We start from the raw sequence: 20,218 nt of genomic DNA on the forward strand, positions 1-20,218 counted from the left end.
TGATTGCTTCACTAACCATGACAAAATCATGATTAAGAAGTCACTTAGAGCATATATCACCGCTGGCGAGCTTGTATTTCTTATACTGCCTCACGGCGAAGTGCTGGGGGTTGCGGCGTTCCAGCCCGTCAAACATATAGTCCACCGCGTTTTTGAAGGTTTCGTCATCCTCCCGGACTTCCATGCTGCTTATCATTTCCACCAGCGTATTCATGTTGCGTTCTTCCTCCGGCCCCTCAAAGACGATGTAGGACACAAGGGCGCAGTACAAAAGGGTTTCTGCTTTTGTCCAGAACTCGTCGCCCTCCTTGCCGTCGCCTTTGGTGTTGGCAATCAGGGCGGTAACAAATTTCAAAACATCGCTTTCTGTCTTGATATAGGCCAGCGGATTGTAGTGCATGGATTTTGAAAAGTCGATACTGTTGAACACCCGCACCCTGTATTTCTCCCGTTGCAGAAACCGCCCGCACTGGTCGAGAGTGCCGCCCTTCGGGTCTACCACCACATACGAGGAATGGGCTTGAAGGAGCTGCGGGGTCAACCAGAACCTTGTCTTTCCCGAGCCGGACGATCCGATGACACAGGCGTTTAGGTTCCGGGCATTGGCGGGTATCTTCGGACGGGTGTTCATGGTAAGGAACTCCGTCCCGGTCAGAATGACATTGTTCTGAAATTTAGGGTCAACAAATGGCTTTATATCCTCCTTTGTTCCAAAGCGGGCGGTGCCGTACTCCGCATCCCGCCGGAATTTTTTCGCCTGCCTGATCTTTGACTGTATCAGCAGATACATCCCAGCCGCACCGGCAAGGCCCACCAGCAGGTCAATACCTCCCAGCCCCGGCCAGTAGGTTTCAAAGGCTTTGGGGAAGGTATCAAGCATCCCCATGAGCTTTGTCCCGAAGTCTGTGCCGGGGGCGATCCGGTAGGCCGTCCCGATTTTGGAGAAAAACCAGAACACAAAGAGGTACGGCAGGTTTGGGAGCACATATTTTCTGATCTTGTCACTCAACGTCCGTCCTTCACCGCCTCTCTGGTCCGCTGCTTTTCCTTTGCCTGCGTCCTGATTTGCTCCGTGAATTTCCGAAGCTGACCGAGGATGGAAGCCTTGTCCTGCTCTTTGTTCAGCACCTTTGCGCTGTACTTCTGGAAGGCCGCCGTGATAGCGTCCGCCTGATTGGCTTTGAAAAACAGCAGGTAATGACCGGGGCTCACTTTATGGAAAGCGTAGTCCACATGGAACTCCTTCGCGATCCGGTCAAAATCCTTTGGAGCTCCCACATAGGGCATGGCACTTTTGCCGCCATAGTGGTTCATCAGCTTTTTCACGCTCTGGCGTCCCTGCGGGGTCAGCGCCTTCTGGTGGTGCTTTTGCAGCGCCCGAACCACCTTGCCAAGAGCGGCAGCCAGCACTTTTCCTGTGAGCTTCGTTGTCCTGATCGAAAGGGCAACCGTTTTTTGGTTTACTTCTTCCTGCATAAAACCTCCTTTCCGTCGGGGTTCCCGCTATCCGGGAGGCCCCCGTACAATCTCGGGGAACAGAAAACCTCGGGCCAATGTGGCCCGAGGCTTACCGCTCGGCATCTCTGCCGGACGGAGCTTTCTTTTCCGGCTCCGTCTGGACTTTTTCGCCCTGTTCCCGCATGGTCTGCAAGATAGAGGGCTTCTTTTGAAGCTGGGAGGGCTTTTCGCCGGACAGCGGCTTGATACATTCCAGACGGTCAGCCGCCCGGATGGCGTTGTCCGTGAGCTGCCTCTGCCATGCGCCCACGCTGGGAGCCCAACGAAAGCCGCTGCTTTTCAGCTCGGCCCGGGTGTCCGCGTCAGGCTTTCCGTCAAAGAACACCTGCAAGCGGTTGTCCTCCCGGTTCATTTCCACACGACCCCCATCGAACTCCCAGCCGGAAAACTCCCGCTGCGCCTGTTTGGTGAGCTGTTCGATACGCGTCTTTACCCGGCGGATCTCCGCATTGTTGTTGGTAAGCTGGTAGCTTTCAAAGGGCCTCGGGTCGCTCCGCCAGTTTGCCGCCATGCTTGCTTTCAGCTTTTCGATCTGGTCCGGCGACAGCAGCGCACAGCCATCCAGCTTGCCATGCTTGCGGTAATAGGCGTTGACCTCCTTCATAATGAGCTGGGAGCGTTCCAGCCCGTCCAGCTTCTTCTGGAGCTTTTCAATCGCTGCCGGGTCATCGGCGCTGATCCCGCCCATGCCGGTACTGCGTATCTTATCCAGAAGCCCTTGAATATACCGCCATTCTTCCATGTTGCTGTCCCGGGCCCGGTTCTGTTTTTCCTTCTTTCCCACCGGGAAATTGGCAGGTCCGGCGATCATCACAGAGGGAACCCTTGCGTCAATGGCAAAGCCCTGGTTCATGTTTTCGGCCAGCTTGCGGGCGTAGGTGTCTAACAGATGGTCGATCTTCTCATGGTACATGGGGTCCACCCGGGATTTCTGCTTTTCCGCTATGGCGGCGGCCTTGTCCACCATTGCCCGGTATTCCGCCGTTGCGCTCCCTTCCTTGTAGTCGGAAAAGCTGTTCATTTCCTTTGCCCGGCGGGCGGCCCCTTCATTGATAGGGTAATAGTTGATGGTATGCACCTCCTTCATGCTTCGGGCCATGATGGCCCGAAGTCTTACCGTTCTTCATGGGAAGGCCCCGCCTTGTCCTTTTTCGGAGCGGGCGGGGCTTCTTGAAACCGTTTGAGTGCAGCGAGAATGGAGTGGACAGGCTCGGCCTTTTCAGGATAGGCAAATATCCGGTGTTCCGGCGGAATGTCCTGCGGCCCGTGGTAATACTCCTTGAAGCCCTCCGGGACTGCCGAGACATACCCACCGGGAGCGAATACGCCGCCCTCGTTGATACGCACATCCCGCCCGTATGCCTCATAATCGAAGTAGTTCTGAATGTGCTCCGGTATGTCGATAGTCCCAAGCTCGTCGGCGTAAAGACGGCCCAGCCCTTCATCATCGGAAATATCCGGGTAAAAGCGGTAAAGGTCAAGGTTCTGCGTCAGGTTTATCAAATCCTTCACGCTCCTTGTGTGGTTTCCTAAGACAAGAGCGGCTTCAAAGGTTTCCAGTCCGCCCTTATCTCGTACTTCCAGCAGGGCGTGGCCCAGCTCGTTCAGCTCGTCGATGTTCTCACATTCGTAGAGATGATCGTAGAGCCCCAGCACATCACTGTCAAAGCTGGTAAAGAACACTTCGCTGTACCGTTTTCCGTCTATCCCGATTTTGGCAAGGGCGGCCTGCAACTCCTGTGTCGTCATGGGGAAATGTACCGTTGTCCCTACCTCAATCCCCATTAAGGGGTATAGGGCTGTATTGGTTATATAGGCTTCAAACATGGGCTCATTCCTCCTTTCCGGCCCGGTCAGCCAGCACCTCATAAATCCCGGCCATAATGTAATCGGCGCAAGGGAGGGCAATCGCATTTCCCAGCGCCTTGTAGCGTTGCAGAGGCCGAATCTCCACGCCGTCCGCCCCGTACTTTGTCCAGCCCTCCGGCAGCCCCATCAGCCGTTCACTTTCTGTTTCCGTCAGAAAACGGATACAGCCACCCTCCGGGTCGCCCTCATACCAGAAGGCAAAGGGCGTTACATCACTGGCTAAAAGAGTGGGAAAAGGGTCAGTTGGTAATCCGAAGCTGTTTCGGAAGGCCGTTTCTTCCTGCCTTTTTGCCGCTCCCCGCATACGGAAGCACTGAAAGGGGTGGATGACTGGTATCTGCCACCCTGTTTCAAAAGAAGCTGTTCGATCTCCTTCGGCGGCGGCCCGCCCGCCCTCTCCGCAAGGCGGAGGAAGTGGGAGCATTGGACGGGGCTTAAATAGTATGTCTGCGGCACGTCTGCCTCCAAAATCCGCCACGACGAAAATCCGCTGCCTTCGTGCCAGCCTTCGGGAGCCTGCCCAATACTGGGCGTCCATGAGCCGCCAGCACACATCAGGCGTTCCCCCTCGCACCATTCCGGCGTTTCCCCATCTTCCCGAAGGAGGCATTGGAACTTCGGTGTCCGAGAAGGCGGATAGGACGGCTCTAAAGTCCATCCGGTCATTTGTAGAAAACGCTCCCATGACGTTTTCCCAAACAGCGATAGCTGGATATAGGTTATCAGTAGCATCCCTCATTTCCTGTATGATACGAAACGCCTGATAGAACAGGCTTGATTTTGCCCCGGCAAGACCGGAGCGGTTGCCGATCAGAGAAAGGTTCTGACAGGGGGAACCGAAGGTTATCACATGGACCGGCGGGATTTTCCCGCCGTCCACCTTCGTAATATCCCCCAAATGCACCATGTCGGGAAAGTGCCTTTTGGTTATGGAGATGGGCGCTTTTTCAATCTCGCTGGCCCAGACCGGACGGATACCGCACCGGGAAGCAGCCAGAGGGAACACGCCAATCCCGTCGAAAAGGCTCCCCAGCTTAATGTCCGGCATGGCCCGGGGTGCCGTGTCCCTTCACGGCAAGCACCCCTTCCAGTGTGGTCGCCGCAATGCCCAGCCGTCCGGCAACCGCAATATCGTTTTTCACATCCTCGTCCACAGCGCTACCGCAGACGATCAGGGTGTGGGAGCGCCGCAGCATATCCCGGCGCATATCGATCCCGGCCTTATGTTCCTCGGGAACGCTGTCATTCAAAAACAGCGGCAGATACAAGAGCGGGCAGATCGGGGAAAAGCCCGCCTCATAAGCAAGGCGGCAGTAGTGGGTCGCCAGCTCCATATCAACATCCGGCTCGCCGCTCCATGCGGCGGTCAGGTATGCTAAAGGTCGTTTCATTGGTTGAGCCTCCATTTCTGTTTTGGTTTAGGGAAAAGCAAGGTATCGCCCAACCCCTCCGCCCCTTCCCCCGGGAAGGGGAACGGCTCTGGAGAATTTATATCCCCGTCGCTTGATCGGGAAAAAGCATAACCGGGAGAAATCCGTCAAGGGTGCCTCTGGCACCGCCTGCGGCGGCGCTGCCCTTGACTGATTTTCCCGGCTATGCTACGGAATAACTGGCGACGGGGAATAATTTATATCTCCAGAGCTTCGGGGCGCGGGGCAGAGCCCCGCAATCCTCGGGGCACGTTGACCCGAAGTTTCGGCTTACTTTTCCTGCTCGTTTTTCTTCTCCGGCTTTTCGTGTTCCTTCTGCTGGCCCTTCCAGTCGTCCAGCAGCTTGATAATCTGGTCCTTCATTTCCCTCGGCGTAGTTTCCTTGCCGAAATACTTGCTCAGTTCCGCACCTGTCAAAATCACTTTGTCTACCTCCTTTTTGTCCTCCATCATAATGCCGTCGATCACGTCCCCGTTGAGTAGCTTCTTTTCGTCCAACTCACGCATACGCTTTGCCTGCGCCTGTGAAGGCGAGGACTGCTGGCTGTCAATGGCGACGGCGATATAGTTCTGGTTCTTCTTGCCGATATAGGAAAGCTCCACCGCCGTAGTAAAACCCAGCTTTTTTTCATCCATCAGCTTCATCAGGTCTGGAACCAGCTCATTGAGACGGATATACCGCTGCACCTGCTTGACGGCCATCTTGTTCCGCTCGGCCACGATCTCGTTGGAGCGTTTACCTGCGTCCTTCGGGTCAATCTGGCCCGAAGTGCGGGAGCCCTGGTGCTTGATGGTTTCAAGCTGCATTTTTAAGGCTTTGGCCCGCTCACTGGGGAGGATTTCTTCACGCTGGTTCAGATTGTCCTCCACCATCTGTGTGATGGCTTCATCATCTGTCAGGTTTCGGACGATACAGGGCATATCCGCATATCCGGCAAGCTCACTGGCTTTCTGGCGGCGGTGGCCGGACACGATCTCATAGCCGCCATCCTCACGGGGACGGACGATAGCGGGCTGGGTAACGCCCTTGTCCTTGACGCTGGACACCATAGCCCGCATTTCTTCATCATCCCGAACCTCAAAGGGATGGTTCTTGAAGGCGTGAAGCTCGTTCAGCTTGATATAGACGATCTGTTCCTTGCCCCGGCGTGGTGCATCCTTCGGTTTTTCGGGTTCCTTCGGAGCGGGAGCGGCCTGTACCGTTGGCGCCGTTTTTTTCTCCGGTTCCTTTTTGACCGCATTTTCCGGTTTCTGTGCGGGAGCTTCGGGCTTCGGGGTTGCGGCCTTGTCCTTATCTGCTTTCGGGGGACGGCCCCGGCGCTTCGGCTGTTCCGGCTCTTTGGGTTTTTCCTCCGCTTTCTTCGGAGCCTCCGGCTGCTTTTCCGGTTTCTCCGCTTTTGCCGGGTCAGGCTTTTCCCCGCCGGGAGCTGCCGCCCGTTCCTCGACCTTCTTTTCCTTCATAATTTCAGCGAAGTTATAGACGGAAACCTGCGGGTTCTTTACCTCCGGTTCCGTCTTTTTTTCCGGCTCCGGGGAAACGGAAACCTTCCCCGGCTCTTTTGGGGGAGCGGGAGGCGTTTCCTTGCCCGGCCCGCTATCCGTTACCGGCTGTTCCGGCGTTTTTGTGGTTTTATCATCTGCCATAAGCATTTACCTCCTGTTTTTTGGCATGAAAAAAGGGGCTCAACTTTTCAGTCAAGCCCCCGTGGGAAGTTCCTCCTTTCTCCGCCATGATACAAAAATACCGCCCATAGTCTCGTTTGGGCGGTACTTTGTGTAAGATTGGCAGTCCATTATTAAGTTTTTTATTATGTTCCCTTTGTACACCGTTGCAAATGGAATTTGATGTAAAAATTTATCAGCTTTCGTCGGATTTTCAGAAGGACTATCCGGCCGGACGCTATCCGGAACTGATGTGCAAAAAAGGCCGGCCATACAGCTGCCTGCTGGTCGATCTGCATCAGGACTATTTTATCTGCATTCCGTATCGCTCCTCCATCCAGCACAATAACGCATTTCTTTTTCGGGGAACACAGCGTTCCCGGAGAACAAGGTCGGGGCTGGATTATTCCAAAATTGTTCTGATCAGTGACGAACGCTATTTTGATCAGGCAAAGGCCGTGGTGGATCAGGACGAGTATACGGAGACGCTGAAAAATATCAAGCGGATCGTAGGCGAAGCGGTGGACTATGTGGATACTTACATAAACCATGTCACAGGAAAAAGGCCGCTGCATCTGCGAGAGTATCAGCGAAAATATCAGTATTCGACACTTCCGTATTTTCACGACATTATGGGTATCTGACAAAAAAGAGACCGCTCCGGCGGTCTCTTTTCTGTAACAAAAGTTTACGCCCCGTCAAAGCTGTCACCGTCTGCGGGCAGGTCTGCGGCGGTCTGGGCGGGACCGGCATCCGCTTCCGGCTCGGCGGCGCGGGGGATACCTTTGTACACCAGCGTCTGTTCCAGCACCTCGGCGCACACGGGGGCCGAAAGACTGCCGCCGGCAGTGGTCCAGCTGTGGGGCTCATCCAGACAGACCAGACACAGAAACTGCGGGTCATCGATGGGGGCCACAGCCACAAAGCTGGCAATGCGGGCTTTTTCGTCGGCGCTGTCCAGCTTCTGGCTGGTGCCGCTCTTACCGCCCACCCGATAGCCCTGGATCTGGGCATAGCGCCCACCGCCGTTCAGCACCACGGCCTCCATCATGCCGCGCATGATTTGGGAGGTCTCCGGCCGGATGACCTGCCGCCGGCACACCGGGTCGATGTGCTGCAATACGCTGCCGTCCGGGTTCAGGATGTCGCTGACGAGATAGGGCTGCATGAGCTTTCCGCCGTTCACCACGGCGCACACGGCTGCGGCCATTTCCATGTAGGAGATCTTGCTGCTCTGGCCAAAGGCGCAGGACGCCAGCTCCACCGGGCCCATGCGGTCGGCGGTGTAGTACAGGCTCTTTTTCGGCTCGGCGGGCAGGTCGATGCCGGTGGGCTCCCGCAGACCAAAGGCGGCAAAATAATCGCAGAAGGCTTCCTTGCCCAGCCTGGCCCCGATCTGGATAAAGCTCTGGTTGCAGGAGTTTTCCAGCGCCTGCGTCACGGTCTGGCTGCCGTGGCGCTTGTGATTGGCACAGTGGAACCGGGTGCCTGCCACCGAGATGGAGTCCCCACAATAAAAGGTGGAATGGGGGCTCGCAGCCCCGGCATCCAGCGCGGCGGCGCAGGTGATGAGCTTGAACACGCTGCCCGGCTCGTACAGGTCGCTGACGGCTTTGTTGCGCCACTGGGTCTGCTGGGCCAGCTGCAGTGCCGCCGTGCGCTCTTTGCCGGAGAGCGCGTCCACCCTCTGCCGGGCGGCGGCGTCGTAAATGACGCGGGGCTGGTTGGGGTCGTAGGCAGGGGTGGTGGACATGGCCAGTACCGCCCCGGTGTTCACCTCCATCACGATGCCCACAGCCCGTGCCGCCACATGGTGCTCCCTGACGGCATAGGTCAGGGCGTTTTCGAGGTAGTGCTGGATGCTGGCATCGATGGTCAGCCGCAGGCCGCTGCCTTCCAGCGGTACACGTTCGGTCTCGTAGCTCTGTTCCAGCGTATAGCCCCATGCGTTCACGGCGGTGAGCACCACACCGTTCTGCCCGGTGAGCACCTCGTTGTACTTGAGCTCCAGCCCGCTCACACCGGCGTTGTCTACGTTGGTAAAGCCCAGCACGCTTGCAAGAAACTCCCCCTGCGGATACCAGCGTTTGGAGTCCTGATTGATGCGGATGCCGGTGATGCCGTTTGCTTCGCAGAAGTCCCGCACCCGATCGGCGGTGTCCCGCTCCACACGGTAGCGCAGCAGGCAGTCGTTGGAGCGGCGGTCGCTGAACTTTTCCAATAATGCGGCTTTGTCCAGCTCCAGGATCTCCGCAAGGCCGTCTGCGGCAAGGCTGAGCTTTTCTTCCGGCATTTCACGCGGGGAGGCCCGCAGGGTCCAGCAGCTGCTGTTGGCGGCCAGCAGCGCGCCGTCCGCACTGTAGATGCGGCCCCGGTCGGCGGGCACCACGGTGTCCCGCAATTGCTGGCCCAGCGCACGGCTGGTGTACCAGCTGCCCGTAAATAATTGCAGATATGCCAGCCGCGCGGCCAGCCCTGCAAAGCAGACGCAGCACAACAGGGCGGCCACCAGCCGTGCCCGGGCACGGAATGCCCGTTCCGGCAGGGTGCGCAGGGGCCTTGGCTCCGGTTTTGGCATGGCGGGCACCTCTCTTTCAAATGGAATGTATGCGCCGGTGCGCCGGGCCTATGACTAACCGGCACCGCCGCCGCGTACAATAAGGGAATGGAGGTGATGCAGATGCCGAAAGCCGCAGCCCACGGGGTGCGCACCCACACAGGGCGGGGACTGCCGCTGCGCCGTCTGCCGGCCATGGACCTGCCCTTTCTGGTGCTGGTGCTCACGCTGGTGGGGTTCGGCCTTGTGATGCTGGGCAGTGCCAGCAGTGCCGTGGCGCTGTACCGGAGGAACGATGCCTTTGCCTACCTGCGGCCCCAGCTGCTGTATGCGGCGCTGGGCATCGGGGCCATGTGGGCGGCCAGCCGGGTGGATTACCACATCTATCATAAGCTGGCATGGCCGCTGCTGGGGCTTTCCATGGTGCTGCTGACAGCGGTGCTCTTTATGCCGGAGTACAACGGCTGCAAACGCTGGCTGGTGCTGCCGGGCCTTGGAACGCTGCAGCCCAGCGAGATCGCCAAGTTTGCGGTGGTGCTGGTGTTTGCGCATATCATTTCCCTCAACCACGACCGCATGGGCAGCTTTGCAGTAGGGGTGCTGCCCTTTGCGCTGGTGCTGGGGGTGGTGGCAGTGCTCATGCTGCTGGAACCGCACCTCTCCGGCACGGTGCTGATCCTGTGCATTGGTGCGGTGCTCATGTTCGTGGGCGGCACCGGGCTGCGGTGGTTCGTGCTGGCGGGGGTGGGCGGCGCAGCGGCCATCGGTGCGGCCATTGCCATCATGCCGGACCTTGTACCCTATGCGGCCAGCCGCCTGAGCTCATGGCTGGACCCCTTTGCGGACCCGCTGGGGGACGGCCACCAGACCATCCAGAGCCTGTACGCCATCGGCAGCGGGGGCGCGGCGGGGCTGGGCCTTGGCAGCAGCCGCCAGAAGCACCTGTTTGTGCCGGAGCCCCAGAACGACTTTATCTTTTCCATCCTGTGCGAGGAGCTGGGCTTTGTGGGGGCCTGTGGGGTGATCCTGCTGTTTGCGCTGCTGCTGTGGCGGGGCGTCACGCTGGCGGCCCACGCGCCGGACCGGTTCGGGGCGCTGCTGGTGGTGGGCTTTGTGGTGCAGGTGGCCCTGCAGGCGGTGCTGAACATGGCCGTTGTCACCAACACCATCCCCAATACCGGCATCAGCCTGCCGTTTTTCTCCTCCGGCGGCACCAGCCTGATGATGCTGCTGGGCGAAATGGGCATCGTGCTGTCGGTGTCCCGCGGAGAGATGTAAAACCGGACGTTCCGCGCCTTAAAACGGCACGATCCGGCCCCGGAACTGCTACAAATGACCCGACAAATAAAACACAGGCCGCAGAACAAATAGAAACAAACTGCCCTCGTTCCGCATAGCATGAGGTATCTTTTGCGGAACGGGGGTTTTTGCATGGGCGGAGATCTGATCATTACAGGCGGTGTGCCGCTGAACGGTACGGTGCGCATCCCTGCAGCCAAAAACAGTGTCCTGCCGCTGCTGGCGGCGTCCCTTCTGTGCAGCGGCACGGTGCGCCTGCTGGCGGTGCCGCAGCTTGCGGATGTGGACACCAGCCTTGTCCTTTTGCGGGGTGCGGGCTGCGCGGCCCGCTGGCAGGGCAGTGACATCACGGTGCAAAGCATGCCGTCGGTCTGTCGTCTGGAGCCAGAGGCTGCAGCACGGATGCGGGCATCCATCCTGTTCTGCGCACCGCTGCTGGCACGGCTTGGCCGGGTGGAGACTGTTCTGCCCGGCGGGTGCCGCATTGGTGCAAGACCCATCGACCTGCATCTTTCCGGCCTTGCGCAGATGGGAGCGCACTGCCGCGAGGAGGGGACACGGCTGATCCTGACCGCCCCGGCGGGGCTGCACGGTGCGGACATCACGCTGGGGTTCCCCAGTGTGGGAGCCACCGAAACGCTGCTGCTGGCGGCTGTCTGCGCGCAGGGCGAAACCGTGCTGCGCGGTGCGGCGCGGGAGCCGGAGATCGGCGATCTGGCGGCATTCCTGAACCGCTGCGGCGGCTGCGTGCAGGGGGCAGGCACCGGCACGGTCCGGGTGCAGGGACGGCGGATGCTGTACGGCTGCAGCTTTGCGCCCATGGCAGACCGCATCGTGGCCTCCACCCTTGCCTGTGCCTGTGCGGCGGCAGGCGGCAGGGTGGAGCTGACCGGCTGCGCGCCTGCAGTCTATGCGCCGCTGCTGGAAATTCTGGCACAAATGGGGTGCGGCATAGAAACCGGGCCCGAAAGTGCGGTCATTGTCCGGTCCGGTGCGCTGCACGGGGCGGGCAGGGTGTTCACCGGGGTGTATCCGGCACTGGCCACCGACGCGGCCCCGCTGCTGGCGGCAGCGATGCTGTGCGCCGACAGCGTGAGCAGCATCGAGGATGTGGTGTTTGAGCGGCGGTTTGCCTGCGCAGATGGGTTTGCGGCCTTTGGAGCGGACGTGCAGGTGCAGCAGCGTACGCTGCACATCCGGCCGGTGCGGCAGCTGCAGGGCGCGGAGGCGGCGGCCCCGGACCTGCGCGGCGGGGCTGCGCTGGTGATCGCGGCGCTGGCGGCAAGAGGCCGCAGCCGCATTGCAGACACCGGCCATATCGACCGCGGATATGCCTGTTTTGTGCAGATGCTGACGGAACTTGGTGCCCAAATTGAGCGGGAAATGCCGTGCGGGAGCACCTGCGAGAAAAAAACACCTTCAAAAAAGCAAATTTGACTTGCATTCAGGGCAAAAAGATGATACGATACAGTTATATAAATGTAAACAGGATACTTTCTGTGCGTTCTGCGCACTTCTACGATAAAATCCGATGGAGGACAAAGTTATGGCACTCATGCTCGATGAAGAAATGGACGAAAACGTTACGACGATCAAGGTGATCGGTGTTGGCGGCGGCGGCGGCAACGCGGTCAACCGCATGGTCAGCGATGGCCTGCAGGGCGTTGAATTTATCGCGATGAACACGGACCAGCAGGCTCTGGCCAAGAACCACGCTGCCACCAAGGTGCAGCTGGGTTCCAAGTTGACCAAGGGCCGCGGCGCAGGCGCAGACCCGGAGATCGGCCAGCGCGCTGCCGAGGAGAGCAAGGACGAGATCGCAAATGCACTCAAGGGCTCTCAGATGGTCTTTATCACTGCCGGTATGGGCGGCGGTACCGGCACCGGTGCGGCTCCCGTTGTGGCCGAGGTCGCCCATGATCTGGGCATCCTGACCGTGGGCATCGTCACCAAGCCCTTCTCCTTTGAGGGCAAGCGCAAGATGGGTCTGGCAGAGCAGGGCATTGCAAACCTGCTCATGCATGTGGACAGCCTGATCGTCATCCCCAATGAGCGTCTGAAGATGATCAGCCAGGAAAAGATCACCCTGATGAATGCCTTCCAGGCTGCAGACAACGTGCTGCGTCAGGGCGTTGAGTCCATCTCTGCCCTGATCAACGTGCCCGCCTTCATCAATCTGGACTTCGCCGACGTGCGCTCCATCATGAAGGATGCCGGTTACGCACACATGGGCGTGGGCAGCGCAAAGGGCGCAGGCAAGGCCGAGAACGCTGCCAAGGCAGCCATTTCCTCTCCGCTGCTGGAGACCAGCATTGCCGGTGCACACGGCGTGATCATCAACATCACTTCCAGCCCGGACATCGGTCTGGAGGATGTGGAGACCGCAGCAGGCCTCATTACCCAGAGCGCACATCCGGATGCGAACATCATCTGGGGTACTGCGTTCGACGAGAACCTCTCGGACGAGATGCGCGTGACCGTTGTTGCCACCGGTTTTGACAACAAGAGCGCAAACGACCTGCGCAGCAGTATCAGCAATGCCATGGGCGGCGCACAGTCCACCCCGTCTGCAGTGTTCAGCAGCGAGGCGGCAGCGCAGGAGCCTTCTGCCGCAGCACCGGCTGCTTCCGCTGCTGCAAAGCCGGTGGAAGAGGACAACAGCGACAATGGCTATTACGATCAGCTGATGGCCATGCTGAACAAGCGCAGATAAAAACAGGGAGATAAAGCATACAGGCGTAACGGATGGATCGGAGGGACACCATGGCGCAGGGCAGGCAGCAGAACAATGGTTCGCGGCAGCGCTGTGCCCAGTCTGCCGCGGCAAAGGCTTCGGCAGAGCCGCCCAAGGCGGTGTGTGCCCAGCTGGAACAGCTGAACCGCAAGCTGGCAGCTGCCAGTGCGGAGATCCTCCGCTACCAGACCCGTCTGTTTGCCTGTGAGCGGCAGATGGCGGCACTGCGGCAGGAAAATGCCCAGCTGGAAGCGGCCTGTGAACAGGCGCGGCAGGAGGCTGAGTGCGCGGGCGCTCATGCAGAGCAGCTGCGTCAGGAGCTGGCCCGCCATGCGGAAGCTGTGCGGCCTGTGCCGGTTGCGGCACATACGCCCCCGCAGCCGGTACCATCGGCTGCCCAGAGCCCGCGACCGGAGCCGGAGGCTGAACAGCCCCCGCAGCCCGAGCCGGAAGCCCCACAGCCTGCTCAGCCGGACTGGAAGCCCCAGACCAGATTGGAGCACCTCTCGGTGGAGCTGATGAACTGGTTCGACGATATGATGGGCGCGTGACGTATTGGCTGGGATGCTCCGCTTCTGCGGGACAGAAACCGAAATAAAAAAGGGACTGCTGCACCGGATGGGGTGGCAGTCCCTTTTTGCGCTCATCCGTCCCGCAGGCGATCTGATTTAAAAAGCCCGGACAGGCACAGCAGAGAAAACTGCGGCCTGTCCGGGCTTATTCTTTGCGGTTTCAGCGCACCGCGCTGGTGCGGTGCTCCATCAGATAGGTGGCTTCCAGATCAGCGATGTGCAGCTTGACGGCAAGGGGATACTTGTCGTAGGCTTCCGAGATGGCAAAACAGCCGCCCCGGGCCGCATCGTCAAAGCCGCCCATGTGCCAGCGGATGGCAACGGCCTCCTCGACCCGCAGCTTCATGAACCGCTCGATGAGGAATACGCTCTTTTCGCCGTGGCCGTAGGGGAACAGATCCTCCACGCTGTAGCTGGGCACCTTTTCCCACTGGCCGGTGGCTTCGTTTTTCACGTTGCGGGTGCCGGGCTTGTAGTAGTTGGCCTTGCACAGATCGTGCAGCAGTGCGCAGATGGCAAAGCTCTCCTCGTTGTCGCCCTCGGCAAAAAAGGTGTCGTGCAGCGCGTGATAGACGTTCAGGCTGTGCATGCACAGCCCGCCCTCACAGGCACCGTGGAACCGGGTGGAGGCCGGTGCCGTGAAGAAATCCGTCTTGTGGTCCAGCCAGTCCAGCAGCTTTTCGCCGCCGGGGCGGGTGACGTGCTGCTTCCAGATCTGCAAAAACTCTTCGCGGTCGCCCATGCTCACAGCTCCAGCTCGTCCAGCAGGCCCTTGAGGATGGCCATTTCGTCATGGCTCAGGGAAATGCCCTTGCCCATGCGGGTGCCGTCCGGGGACCAGTCGCGGATGTCGTATTTGGGCTCGCCGTCGTTCCAGCTGATGAGGTTCAGCTGACGCTCCCAGCCGCGGGGACGCTCCGAGAGCACTGCAATGCGCTGAACTACTTCGTATTTGATCTCTGCCATGATGCAAAACCTGCCTTTATCTTTGTTTGCTACCATAATAAGGGAAGCGGACGAAGATTTCAACAGGTAGAGCGAAAATAATTTGAAAAATTTTTAGCCATAGGGGGATTCTTCCCGCCAGTCCACAAGTTCCAGCACGGCGGCGGTGTCCTCGTCCGGGGCCGGATGGCGGGAGTGGGTGTGCTGGCCGGTGCTGAACAGCCCGGGGGCATAGTGGGCCATCACGCTGGTCTGCACGTCTCCGGCTAAAAAATCTTTGGCGTTTTTCTGGCGGCAGGCCACAGGGGTACCGTCGGTCATGGGCACACCCTGCGGGGTGCTGCCGGTGTCCGGGTGGGGCGTCTGGCCCGGCGTTTCAACGTGCGGCGGCACCTGTGTGCCGGGGGCAGTGGGGTCGCCGGGCGGCAGGATGACAGGAGCCTCCGGCTCTTTGCCCAGCGGCGGGCTGCAGCGGGAGCAGCTGTTTTCCGGTGCAGAAGAAGCACCGGGCTGTTCGTCCATCTCGTGGCGGATGAAGGGCGTGAGAGAGTTCATTGAAAAAATCACCTCCGGGGATAGGATGCCCCGGAAAGATGTAACTTATAAAGAGGCAGTGAAGCAGGACGGCAGGGAGTTTCTCCAGCGAATGTCCTGGGGGTGGGACCCTGCTGCCGCAAGCAGTAGGGCGGGACTGGAGTCTTGCAACAGCGACGACCGCTGCCCGCGGCAGAAAACAGGGAGAAGCTGTTGGGGCAGCGGCCAGCAAGACGCAAGCGATAGCGAAGCGGATGCTGGGTGTCGCAACCCGTCGCTGTTCGCGGAGAAAGCTCCCTGCTGGCCTGCGGTGTTTCACACGATCAATTCTACGGTAGAGCCACCGGTGCGGGCTTTGCGCACCACCACCTGTCGGTCGATGCGGTCCTTCAAGGCGCTCACATGGGAGATGATGCCCACCAGCCGGTCGCCCTCGGTCAGCCCCGCCAGCACCCGCATGGCCTGTTCCAGCGATTCCTCGTCCAGACTGCCGAAGCCCTCGTCCAAAAAGAGGGTGTCCAGCCGGATGCCGCCTGCGGCACTCTGCACCTCGTCCGAAAGGCCCAGCGCCAGCGCCAGCGAGGCCTTGAAGCTCTCGCCGCCGGAAAGGGTCTTGACATTGCGGCGGGTGCCGTTGTAGTGGTCGATGACGCCAAGGTCCAGCCCGGACTGGCTGCGCTGGTTCTCTGCCCCGATGCGCTCCAGCTCGTACTGCCCGGCGGTCATCTGCATCAGGCGGGTGTTGGCATGGCGCAGGATGCGGTCCAGATAGTTCATCTGGATATAGGCTTCCAGCCGGATCTTCTGCTTGCTGGTCAGGGTGCCGCCTGCTGTGGCGGCAAGGGCGCTCACCCACTGCCAGCGCTGTTCCAGCTGGGTGCGGGCGGCAGCGGCAGCGCGGTATTTTTCTGCTGCAGCGCGGTTGGGCAGCAGCTGTGCTGCCAGCTGCTGTTCCTGCTCGCGCAGAGCGCTCCGGGCAGCGATGAGCCGGGTCTGCAGGGTCTGTAACTCTTCCAGCGGCTGTGCGGGCACGGCCTGTGCTGCGGCGGTCTGCTGCGCCTGCAGGGCATCCACGGCGGCCTGCGCGGCGGCCTGCGCCTGCTCCGCCCGCTTGAGGGCAGCCTGCGCCTGCTCCATGCCGGTGCGCAGAGCGGTGCGGCGGGCTTCCAGTGCATCCAACGCAGCCTGTGCTTCGGCTCGCTGGGGGTAGGGCAGGGCAGAACGCTGCCCGGCGATCTGCTGTTCCAGTGCGTCGGCCTGCGCGGCCTGGGCGGCGGCAGAGCGGTCTGCCTCGGATGCCGCCTGTTCCAGTGCCGGGCGCTGGCGGGTCCTCGTCTGCCGGTCGGCCTCCAATGCGGTGCGGCGGGTGCAGTCGGCTGCGGCCCGGCGCAGGGCTGCGGTGCATTCGGCCTGTGCCGCGTGCAGTGCGGCGGTCTCCTCGGCAAGCACGGCGCTCATTCCCTTGAAGGTCAGCTGCACCGGGCCGTCGGGCGCAGTGAACCGTTCGGGCAGAAGATCCTCGGCATCCCGGCGCAGAGAGCGGCGGGCTTCCTCTGCGGCAGCGTTGGCGCTCTGTGCGGCGGCGCTGGCTTTCTGGGCAAGGGCATCTGCGGTCTCGGCTTCCTGCTTGGCGGCGTCTACCTGTGCCTGCGTGGGGGCGGTGCGGGGCAGCTGGGCCTTGGCTGGGTGATGGGTGCTGCCGCACACCGGGCAGGGAGCACCCTCGGTCAGGCTCTGGGCCAGCAGCCCGGCCTGTGCGTCCAGAAATGCCCGGTCCAGAGCATCCCGGCGGGTGTGCGCCTGCGCCTTGGCTTCGGCGGCGGTGCGGTAGGCCTCCTGTGCCCGGTGGGCCTTCTGGGCCAGCTGCTGGCAGGCGGTAAGCCGCTGGGTCAGGGTGGAAAGCGCTGTGCTGCGCTGGGCCAGCTCCTTTTCCTGCGTTTCCAGCGCCAGCCTGCGAGTGGAAGCGTCGGCCAGAGCGTCCAGTTCCTGTTCATCGGCAGCAAGCTTTGCAGCCAGCTCTTCCAGCTGGGCGCGCTTTTGTGCGGCCTGCGCCCGGGCCAGCTGTGCGGCGTCCCGGGCAGTGCCTTGCTGGCGGCAGAGCCGTTCCAGCTCGTCATAGGCGGCAAGGGCGGCTTTGGCCTGTGTGGCCTGCCCGGCCAGCAGGTCCAGCTGTGCGGCATCGCCTGCATGACGGGCGCTCTCGGCCCGGGCGGCTTCCAGTACGGGCTGCGCGGCGGCAAGGTCGGCCTGCTTTGCAGCCAGCTGCTCTGCCAGCTGCCGGGCCTGCTGTGCCGCACCCAGCTGCTGCTGCACGGCGTCCAGCTGCGCTTCGGTGTCCTTCAGGGCGGCAGCTGTGCTTTCCTGTGCGGCCCGCTGGCGGGCCAGCAGGGCGTCCAGCAAAGCAAGCGCGGCGTCCGGCTCGGTCTGGGCACTCAGCGCGGCAAGAGCCTCGGTGTCCGGGTCATCGGGGGCGTACTGGATGCCGGAGAGCAGGCTGTCCAGCTTTGCATTCTGGGCGGTGCGCTGCTGGCTGAGGGCAGCGCTTTCGGCCTGCAAGCGCTCCTGCAGGCGGGCGTAGCGCTGGGTGCGGAACAGCTTGCGGAAGATGCGGCTGCGCTCCTCGGTGGAGGCGTTGAGCAGCCGGGTGAACTGTCCCTGTGCGATCATGGCGATCTGGCAGAACTGGCTGTAATCCAGCCCGATGATCTCCATGACGGCGGCGGTCACGTCCTTGGCTCTGGTCACCGGCGGGCGGGTGTCGGGAAAGGTGAGGACGGCATCCGCCTTTTCGGTGGTAAAGCCCTCGCCGCGCACCTTGGGACGGGTGTATTCCGGGTTGCGGCGCACGGTATAGCGCTGGCCGTTCACCTCAAATTCCAGCTCCACAAAGGTGGGCGTTCTGGGGTCGGCATACTTGCAGCGCAGCATGGCACCCTCGCGCACACCGCCGCTGGAATGGTCGTACAGGGCGTATGTAATGGCATCGAACAGGGTGGTCTTGCCCGCGCCGGTGTCGCCGGTGACAAGGTACAGACCGCCTTTTCCCAGTTTTTCCAGTTCCAGCACGGTCTCGCCCGCATAGGGGCCAAAGGCCGAAAGGGTCAGTCTGAGCGGTCTCATGCGTCCTCGCCCTCCTTCCAGATCTCCTCAATGAGCTGCTGGCAGAATGCCGCCTGCGCAGCGGTCAGCGGCTGGTTGTTCTGCAGCTGGTAGAACGCCGAGAAGTGCTCCAGCGGGGTAATGCTCTCGGCGCGCTCCGGTGCGGTGATCTGCTGATCTTCCCGGGTGCGGAGGTTATCGTAGTCCAGCCGCATCAGGTTGGGGTAGATCACCCGCAGGCGGGCCAGCGCGTCCGGCACATCCTGCTCGTCGGTCAGGGTGATGTGCAGGTAGTCGTCCACGGCGGTGTCTGCGTAGCGGCGGCGGTCGGTCAGCTCCATGTAGCTGCCGCGCACCTCCCGCAGGTCGTGCTTTGGGGTGAGCGGCGCGGTGGTGATGGACACTTCGCCCTTGGGCCCAAGCTCCACAAAGCAGGCGCTTTTGTGCTGCCGGGCCTCCGAGAAGGAATACTTGAGCGGGGTGCCGCAGTAGCGCACGGTGTCGCGGCCCACCCTCTGGGGGCTGTGCAGATGGCCGAGGGCCACATAGTCAAAGGCATCGAACAGGCTGGCGTCCACGCTGTCCACGCCGCCCACCGACACCTCTTCGCTCTCACAGCAGGCAGCACCGGCCACGAACTGATGGGCCACCAGCACGCTGCGGTGCGCCGGGTCCGGCGGGCAGTGGCGCAGCACGCAGGCAAGGGCATCGTTGTAGCTCTCCACAGGCTCGTCCGGCCAGACATGCCGCACCATGGCGGGCTTGAGGAAGGGCAGAAGGTACACGTCCAGCGTGCCGTACTCGTCGGTGAGGGGGATGGGCACCGGCGCACCGGTGAACACCGGGCTGACGTACACCCGGCTGTTTTGCAGCAGGGCCGCGCCGAAAGCAATGCGGTCGGCGGAGTCGTGGTTGCCGCTGATGGCGAACACCGGCAGCTGCCGCTCAGCCAGCTGGGTGAGGAACCAGTCCAGCAGGCGCACGGCCTCGGCAGGGGGAACGGGCTTATCGTAGAGGTCGCCCGCCAGCAGCACACCGTCCACGGGCGTGCTGTCCAGCAGGGAGAGGATCTGTTCCAGAATGTACCGCTGGTCGTCCAGCATGGAGAACTCGCACACCCGCTTGCCCAGATGCAGGTCGGAAAGATGCAGAAAACGCAAACGGAAACACCGCCTTTTCAGAGTTTTCTTTATTATACAGCAGGGCGGGGGTGGGGGCAAGGAAAACAAAAAAGGGAAAACCCTCTCAGTCAATGCTTCGCATTGTCGGCTCTCCCGAAGGGCGGGCTTTTATGCATCAGGAGGCAAAGCGCAGAAGCCGCTCTTGAAAATGCTGCTGACGGTTACGGCCCCAACTGTGAAAAAGTGGATCGGAAACAACCGCCGTTGTTTCCGATCCACAAATAATAAAAGTTTATTCCGCTGAATGTGGCCAAAGCGCACGCGGCGGCCATTCCAGATCGTTTTACGACCTGCAAAGGATCAGAACATCTTCTCCCACGTTTCTTTGCCGACCGCGCCGTCGGCGGCAAGGCTGTTGCGGCGCTGGAACCGCTGCACCGCTGCAGCTGTGGAAGCCCCGAATCTGCCGTCTGCGGTCAGCCGCTCGCCCAGAGAGTTGAGCTTCTGCTGCACCAGACGCACTGTGCCGCCGGAAGAGCCGCTGCGCAGGGCAATGCCGGGGTAGGGCACATGCAGGCCGTGTTTGGCCGTGTAGCGGGTGTAGAGCACGTTCCATGTGTTCGCGCCCACCTTGCCGTCCACATTCATCTTGTTTTTCAGCTGGAACTCCTTCACGGCGTTCTCGGTGGAAATGCCGAATTTTCCGTCGGTCTTCAGCTCGCTGTACCAGGTGCAGGCATCGCGCACACCGTTGAGCCAGGTCTGCACAAGGGCTACGTCCGGCCCGGAGGAGCCGCGCTGGAGCAGGGAATAATAAGCAGGGATCGCCATAGTGGATAGCACACTCCTTTCGCCCTATGCTATGCGGCGAAAGCGCC

General features: G+C 61.0%; 18 protein-coding genes and 1 pseudogene. 5 read left to right on the forward strand and 14 right to left on the reverse strand.

The annotated features are described in order from the left end of the window. Positions 1 to 58 precede the first annotated feature (58 nt). The 7 genes and pseudogenes from ACNSPV_RS07520 to ACNSPV_RS07550 form a co-directional block, all read right to left on the reverse strand. Positions 59 to 1,009 (reverse strand): annotated as a pseudogene (locus ACNSPV_RS07520) (type IV secretory system conjugative DNA transfer family protein); the annotation flags it as partial. Further along, entirely contained in the window at positions 1,006 to 1,476 is a 471-nt protein-coding gene (locus ACNSPV_RS07525) for a PcfB family protein (RefSeq protein ID WP_025543433.1), read from the reverse strand. The pseudogene ACNSPV_RS07520 and the gene ACNSPV_RS07525, both read right to left, overlap by 4 nt. Before the next feature lie 91 nt (positions 1,477 to 1,567). Then, a complete protein-coding gene (locus ACNSPV_RS07530) occupies positions 1,568 to 2,617 on the reverse strand; it encodes a hypothetical protein (RefSeq protein WP_348583845.1) in 1,050 nt (349 codons plus the stop codon). Positions 2,618 to 2,631: 14 nt separating this feature from the next. Next, positions 2,632 to 3,345 carry an antirestriction protein ArdA gene (locus tag ACNSPV_RS07535; RefSeq protein ID WP_005927704.1) on the reverse strand — a complete coding sequence of 238 codons (714 nt, stop codon included), beginning with the start codon at positions 3,343 to 3,345 and terminating at the stop codon, positions 2,632 to 2,634. Positions 3,346 to 3,349: 4 nt separating this feature from the next. Next, positions 3,350 to 4,435 carry a DNA cytosine methyltransferase gene (locus tag ACNSPV_RS07540; RefSeq protein ID WP_348583844.1) on the reverse strand — a complete coding sequence of 362 codons (1,086 nt, stop codon included), beginning with the start codon at positions 4,433 to 4,435 and terminating at the stop codon, positions 3,350 to 3,352. Continuing rightward, positions 4,422 to 4,778: a hypothetical protein gene (locus ACNSPV_RS07545; protein ID WP_173015368.1), complete on the reverse strand. Its 357-nt coding sequence runs from the start codon at positions 4,776 to 4,778 to the stop codon at positions 4,422 to 4,424. Before ACNSPV_RS07545 ends, ACNSPV_RS07540 begins: the two co-directional genes overlap by 14 nt. 309 nt (positions 4,779 to 5,087) lie before the next feature. Beyond that, a complete protein-coding gene (locus ACNSPV_RS07550) occupies positions 5,088 to 6,467 on the reverse strand; it encodes a ParB/RepB/Spo0J family partition protein (RefSeq protein WP_348583842.1) in 1,380 nt (459 codons plus the stop codon). Positions 6,468 to 6,589: 122 nt separating this feature from the next. Here ACNSPV_RS07550 and tenpIN point away from each other — a divergent pair, with 122 nt between their 5' ends. Beyond that, a complete protein-coding gene (gene tenpIN, locus ACNSPV_RS07555) occupies positions 6,590 to 7,123 on the forward strand; it encodes a type III toxin-antitoxin system TenpIN family toxin (RefSeq protein WP_418268263.1) in 534 nt (177 codons plus the stop codon). Between the two features lie 44 nt (positions 7,124 to 7,167). On the opposite strand, the gene ACNSPV_RS07560 is transcribed toward tenpIN, so the two are convergent. Beyond that, positions 7,168 to 9,057: a peptidoglycan D,D-transpeptidase FtsI family protein gene (locus ACNSPV_RS07560; RefSeq protein WP_348583840.1), complete on the reverse strand. Its 1,890-nt coding sequence runs from the start codon at positions 9,055 to 9,057 to the stop codon at positions 7,168 to 7,170. A gap of 174 nt (positions 9,058 to 9,231) precedes the next feature. Here ACNSPV_RS07560 and ACNSPV_RS07565 point away from each other — a divergent pair, with 174 nt between their 5' ends. The 4 genes from ACNSPV_RS07565 (at position 9,232) to ACNSPV_RS07580 (ending at position 13,620) form a co-directional block, all read left to right on the forward strand. Then, complete coding sequence (locus ACNSPV_RS07565) at positions 9,232 to 10,314, forward strand: FtsW/RodA/SpoVE family cell cycle protein (RefSeq protein WP_418268298.1); 1,083 nt, start codon at positions 9,232 to 9,234, stop codon at positions 10,312 to 10,314. Between the two features lie 153 nt (positions 10,315 to 10,467). Then, a complete protein-coding gene (locus tag ACNSPV_RS07570) occupies positions 10,468 to 11,772 on the forward strand; it encodes a UDP-N-acetylglucosamine 1-carboxyvinyltransferase (RefSeq protein ID WP_348583838.1) in 1,305 nt (434 codons plus the stop codon). 109 nt (positions 11,773 to 11,881) lie between these two features. Beyond that, a complete protein-coding gene (ftsZ, locus tag ACNSPV_RS07575) occupies positions 11,882 to 13,048 on the forward strand; it encodes a cell division protein FtsZ (RefSeq protein ID WP_249238320.1) in 1,167 nt (388 codons plus the stop codon). Positions 13,049 to 13,098: 50 nt separating this feature from the next. Then, positions 13,099 to 13,620 carry a hypothetical protein gene (locus tag ACNSPV_RS07580; protein WP_348583837.1) on the forward strand — a complete coding sequence of 174 codons (522 nt, stop codon included), beginning with the start codon at positions 13,099 to 13,101 and terminating at the stop codon, positions 13,618 to 13,620. A gap of 181 nt (positions 13,621 to 13,801) precedes the next feature. Here ACNSPV_RS07580 and ACNSPV_RS07585 read toward each other — a convergent pair whose 3' ends face one another. The 6 genes from ACNSPV_RS07585 to ACNSPV_RS07610 all read right to left on the reverse strand — a co-directional run bounded on the left by ACNSPV_RS07585 (position 13,802) and on the right by ACNSPV_RS07610 (position 20,171). Then, positions 13,802 to 14,383: a hydrolase gene (locus ACNSPV_RS07585; protein ID WP_348583835.1), complete on the reverse strand. Its 582-nt coding sequence runs from the start codon at positions 14,381 to 14,383 to the stop codon at positions 13,802 to 13,804. Positions 14,384 to 14,385: 2 nt separating this feature from the next. Next, on the reverse strand, positions 14,386 to 14,607 hold the full coding sequence (locus ACNSPV_RS07590; protein ID WP_120079997.1) for a YdbC family protein: 222 nt from the start codon (positions 14,605 to 14,607) through the stop codon (positions 14,386 to 14,388). Positions 14,608 to 14,700: 93 nt separating this feature from the next. After that, on the reverse strand, positions 14,701 to 15,141 hold the full coding sequence (locus tag ACNSPV_RS07595) for a hypothetical protein (protein ID WP_348583834.1): 441 nt from the start codon (positions 15,139 to 15,141) through the stop codon (positions 14,701 to 14,703). Positions 15,142 to 15,435: 294 nt separating this feature from the next. Beyond that, positions 15,436 to 18,240, reverse strand: a complete 2,805-nt coding sequence (locus ACNSPV_RS07600) for an SMC family ATPase (RefSeq protein ID WP_348583833.1) — start codon at positions 18,238 to 18,240, stop codon at positions 15,436 to 15,438. Further along, complete coding sequence (locus tag ACNSPV_RS07605; RefSeq protein WP_348583832.1) at positions 18,237 to 19,379, reverse strand: exonuclease SbcCD subunit D; 1,143 nt, start codon at positions 19,377 to 19,379, stop codon at positions 18,237 to 18,239. Before ACNSPV_RS07605 ends, ACNSPV_RS07600 begins: the two co-directional genes overlap by 4 nt. Positions 19,380 to 19,700: 321 nt before the next feature. Continuing rightward, entirely contained in the window at positions 19,701 to 20,171 is a 471-nt protein-coding gene (locus tag ACNSPV_RS07610) for a peptidoglycan-binding protein (RefSeq protein WP_348583831.1), read from the reverse strand. Positions 20,172 to 20,218 lie beyond the last annotated feature (47 nt).

It is taken from the genome of Faecalibacterium sp. 3 (assembly GCF_048323735.1).
Classification (GTDB): Bacteria; Bacillota; Clostridia; order Oscillospirales; family Ruminococcaceae; genus Faecalibacterium; species Faecalibacterium wellingii.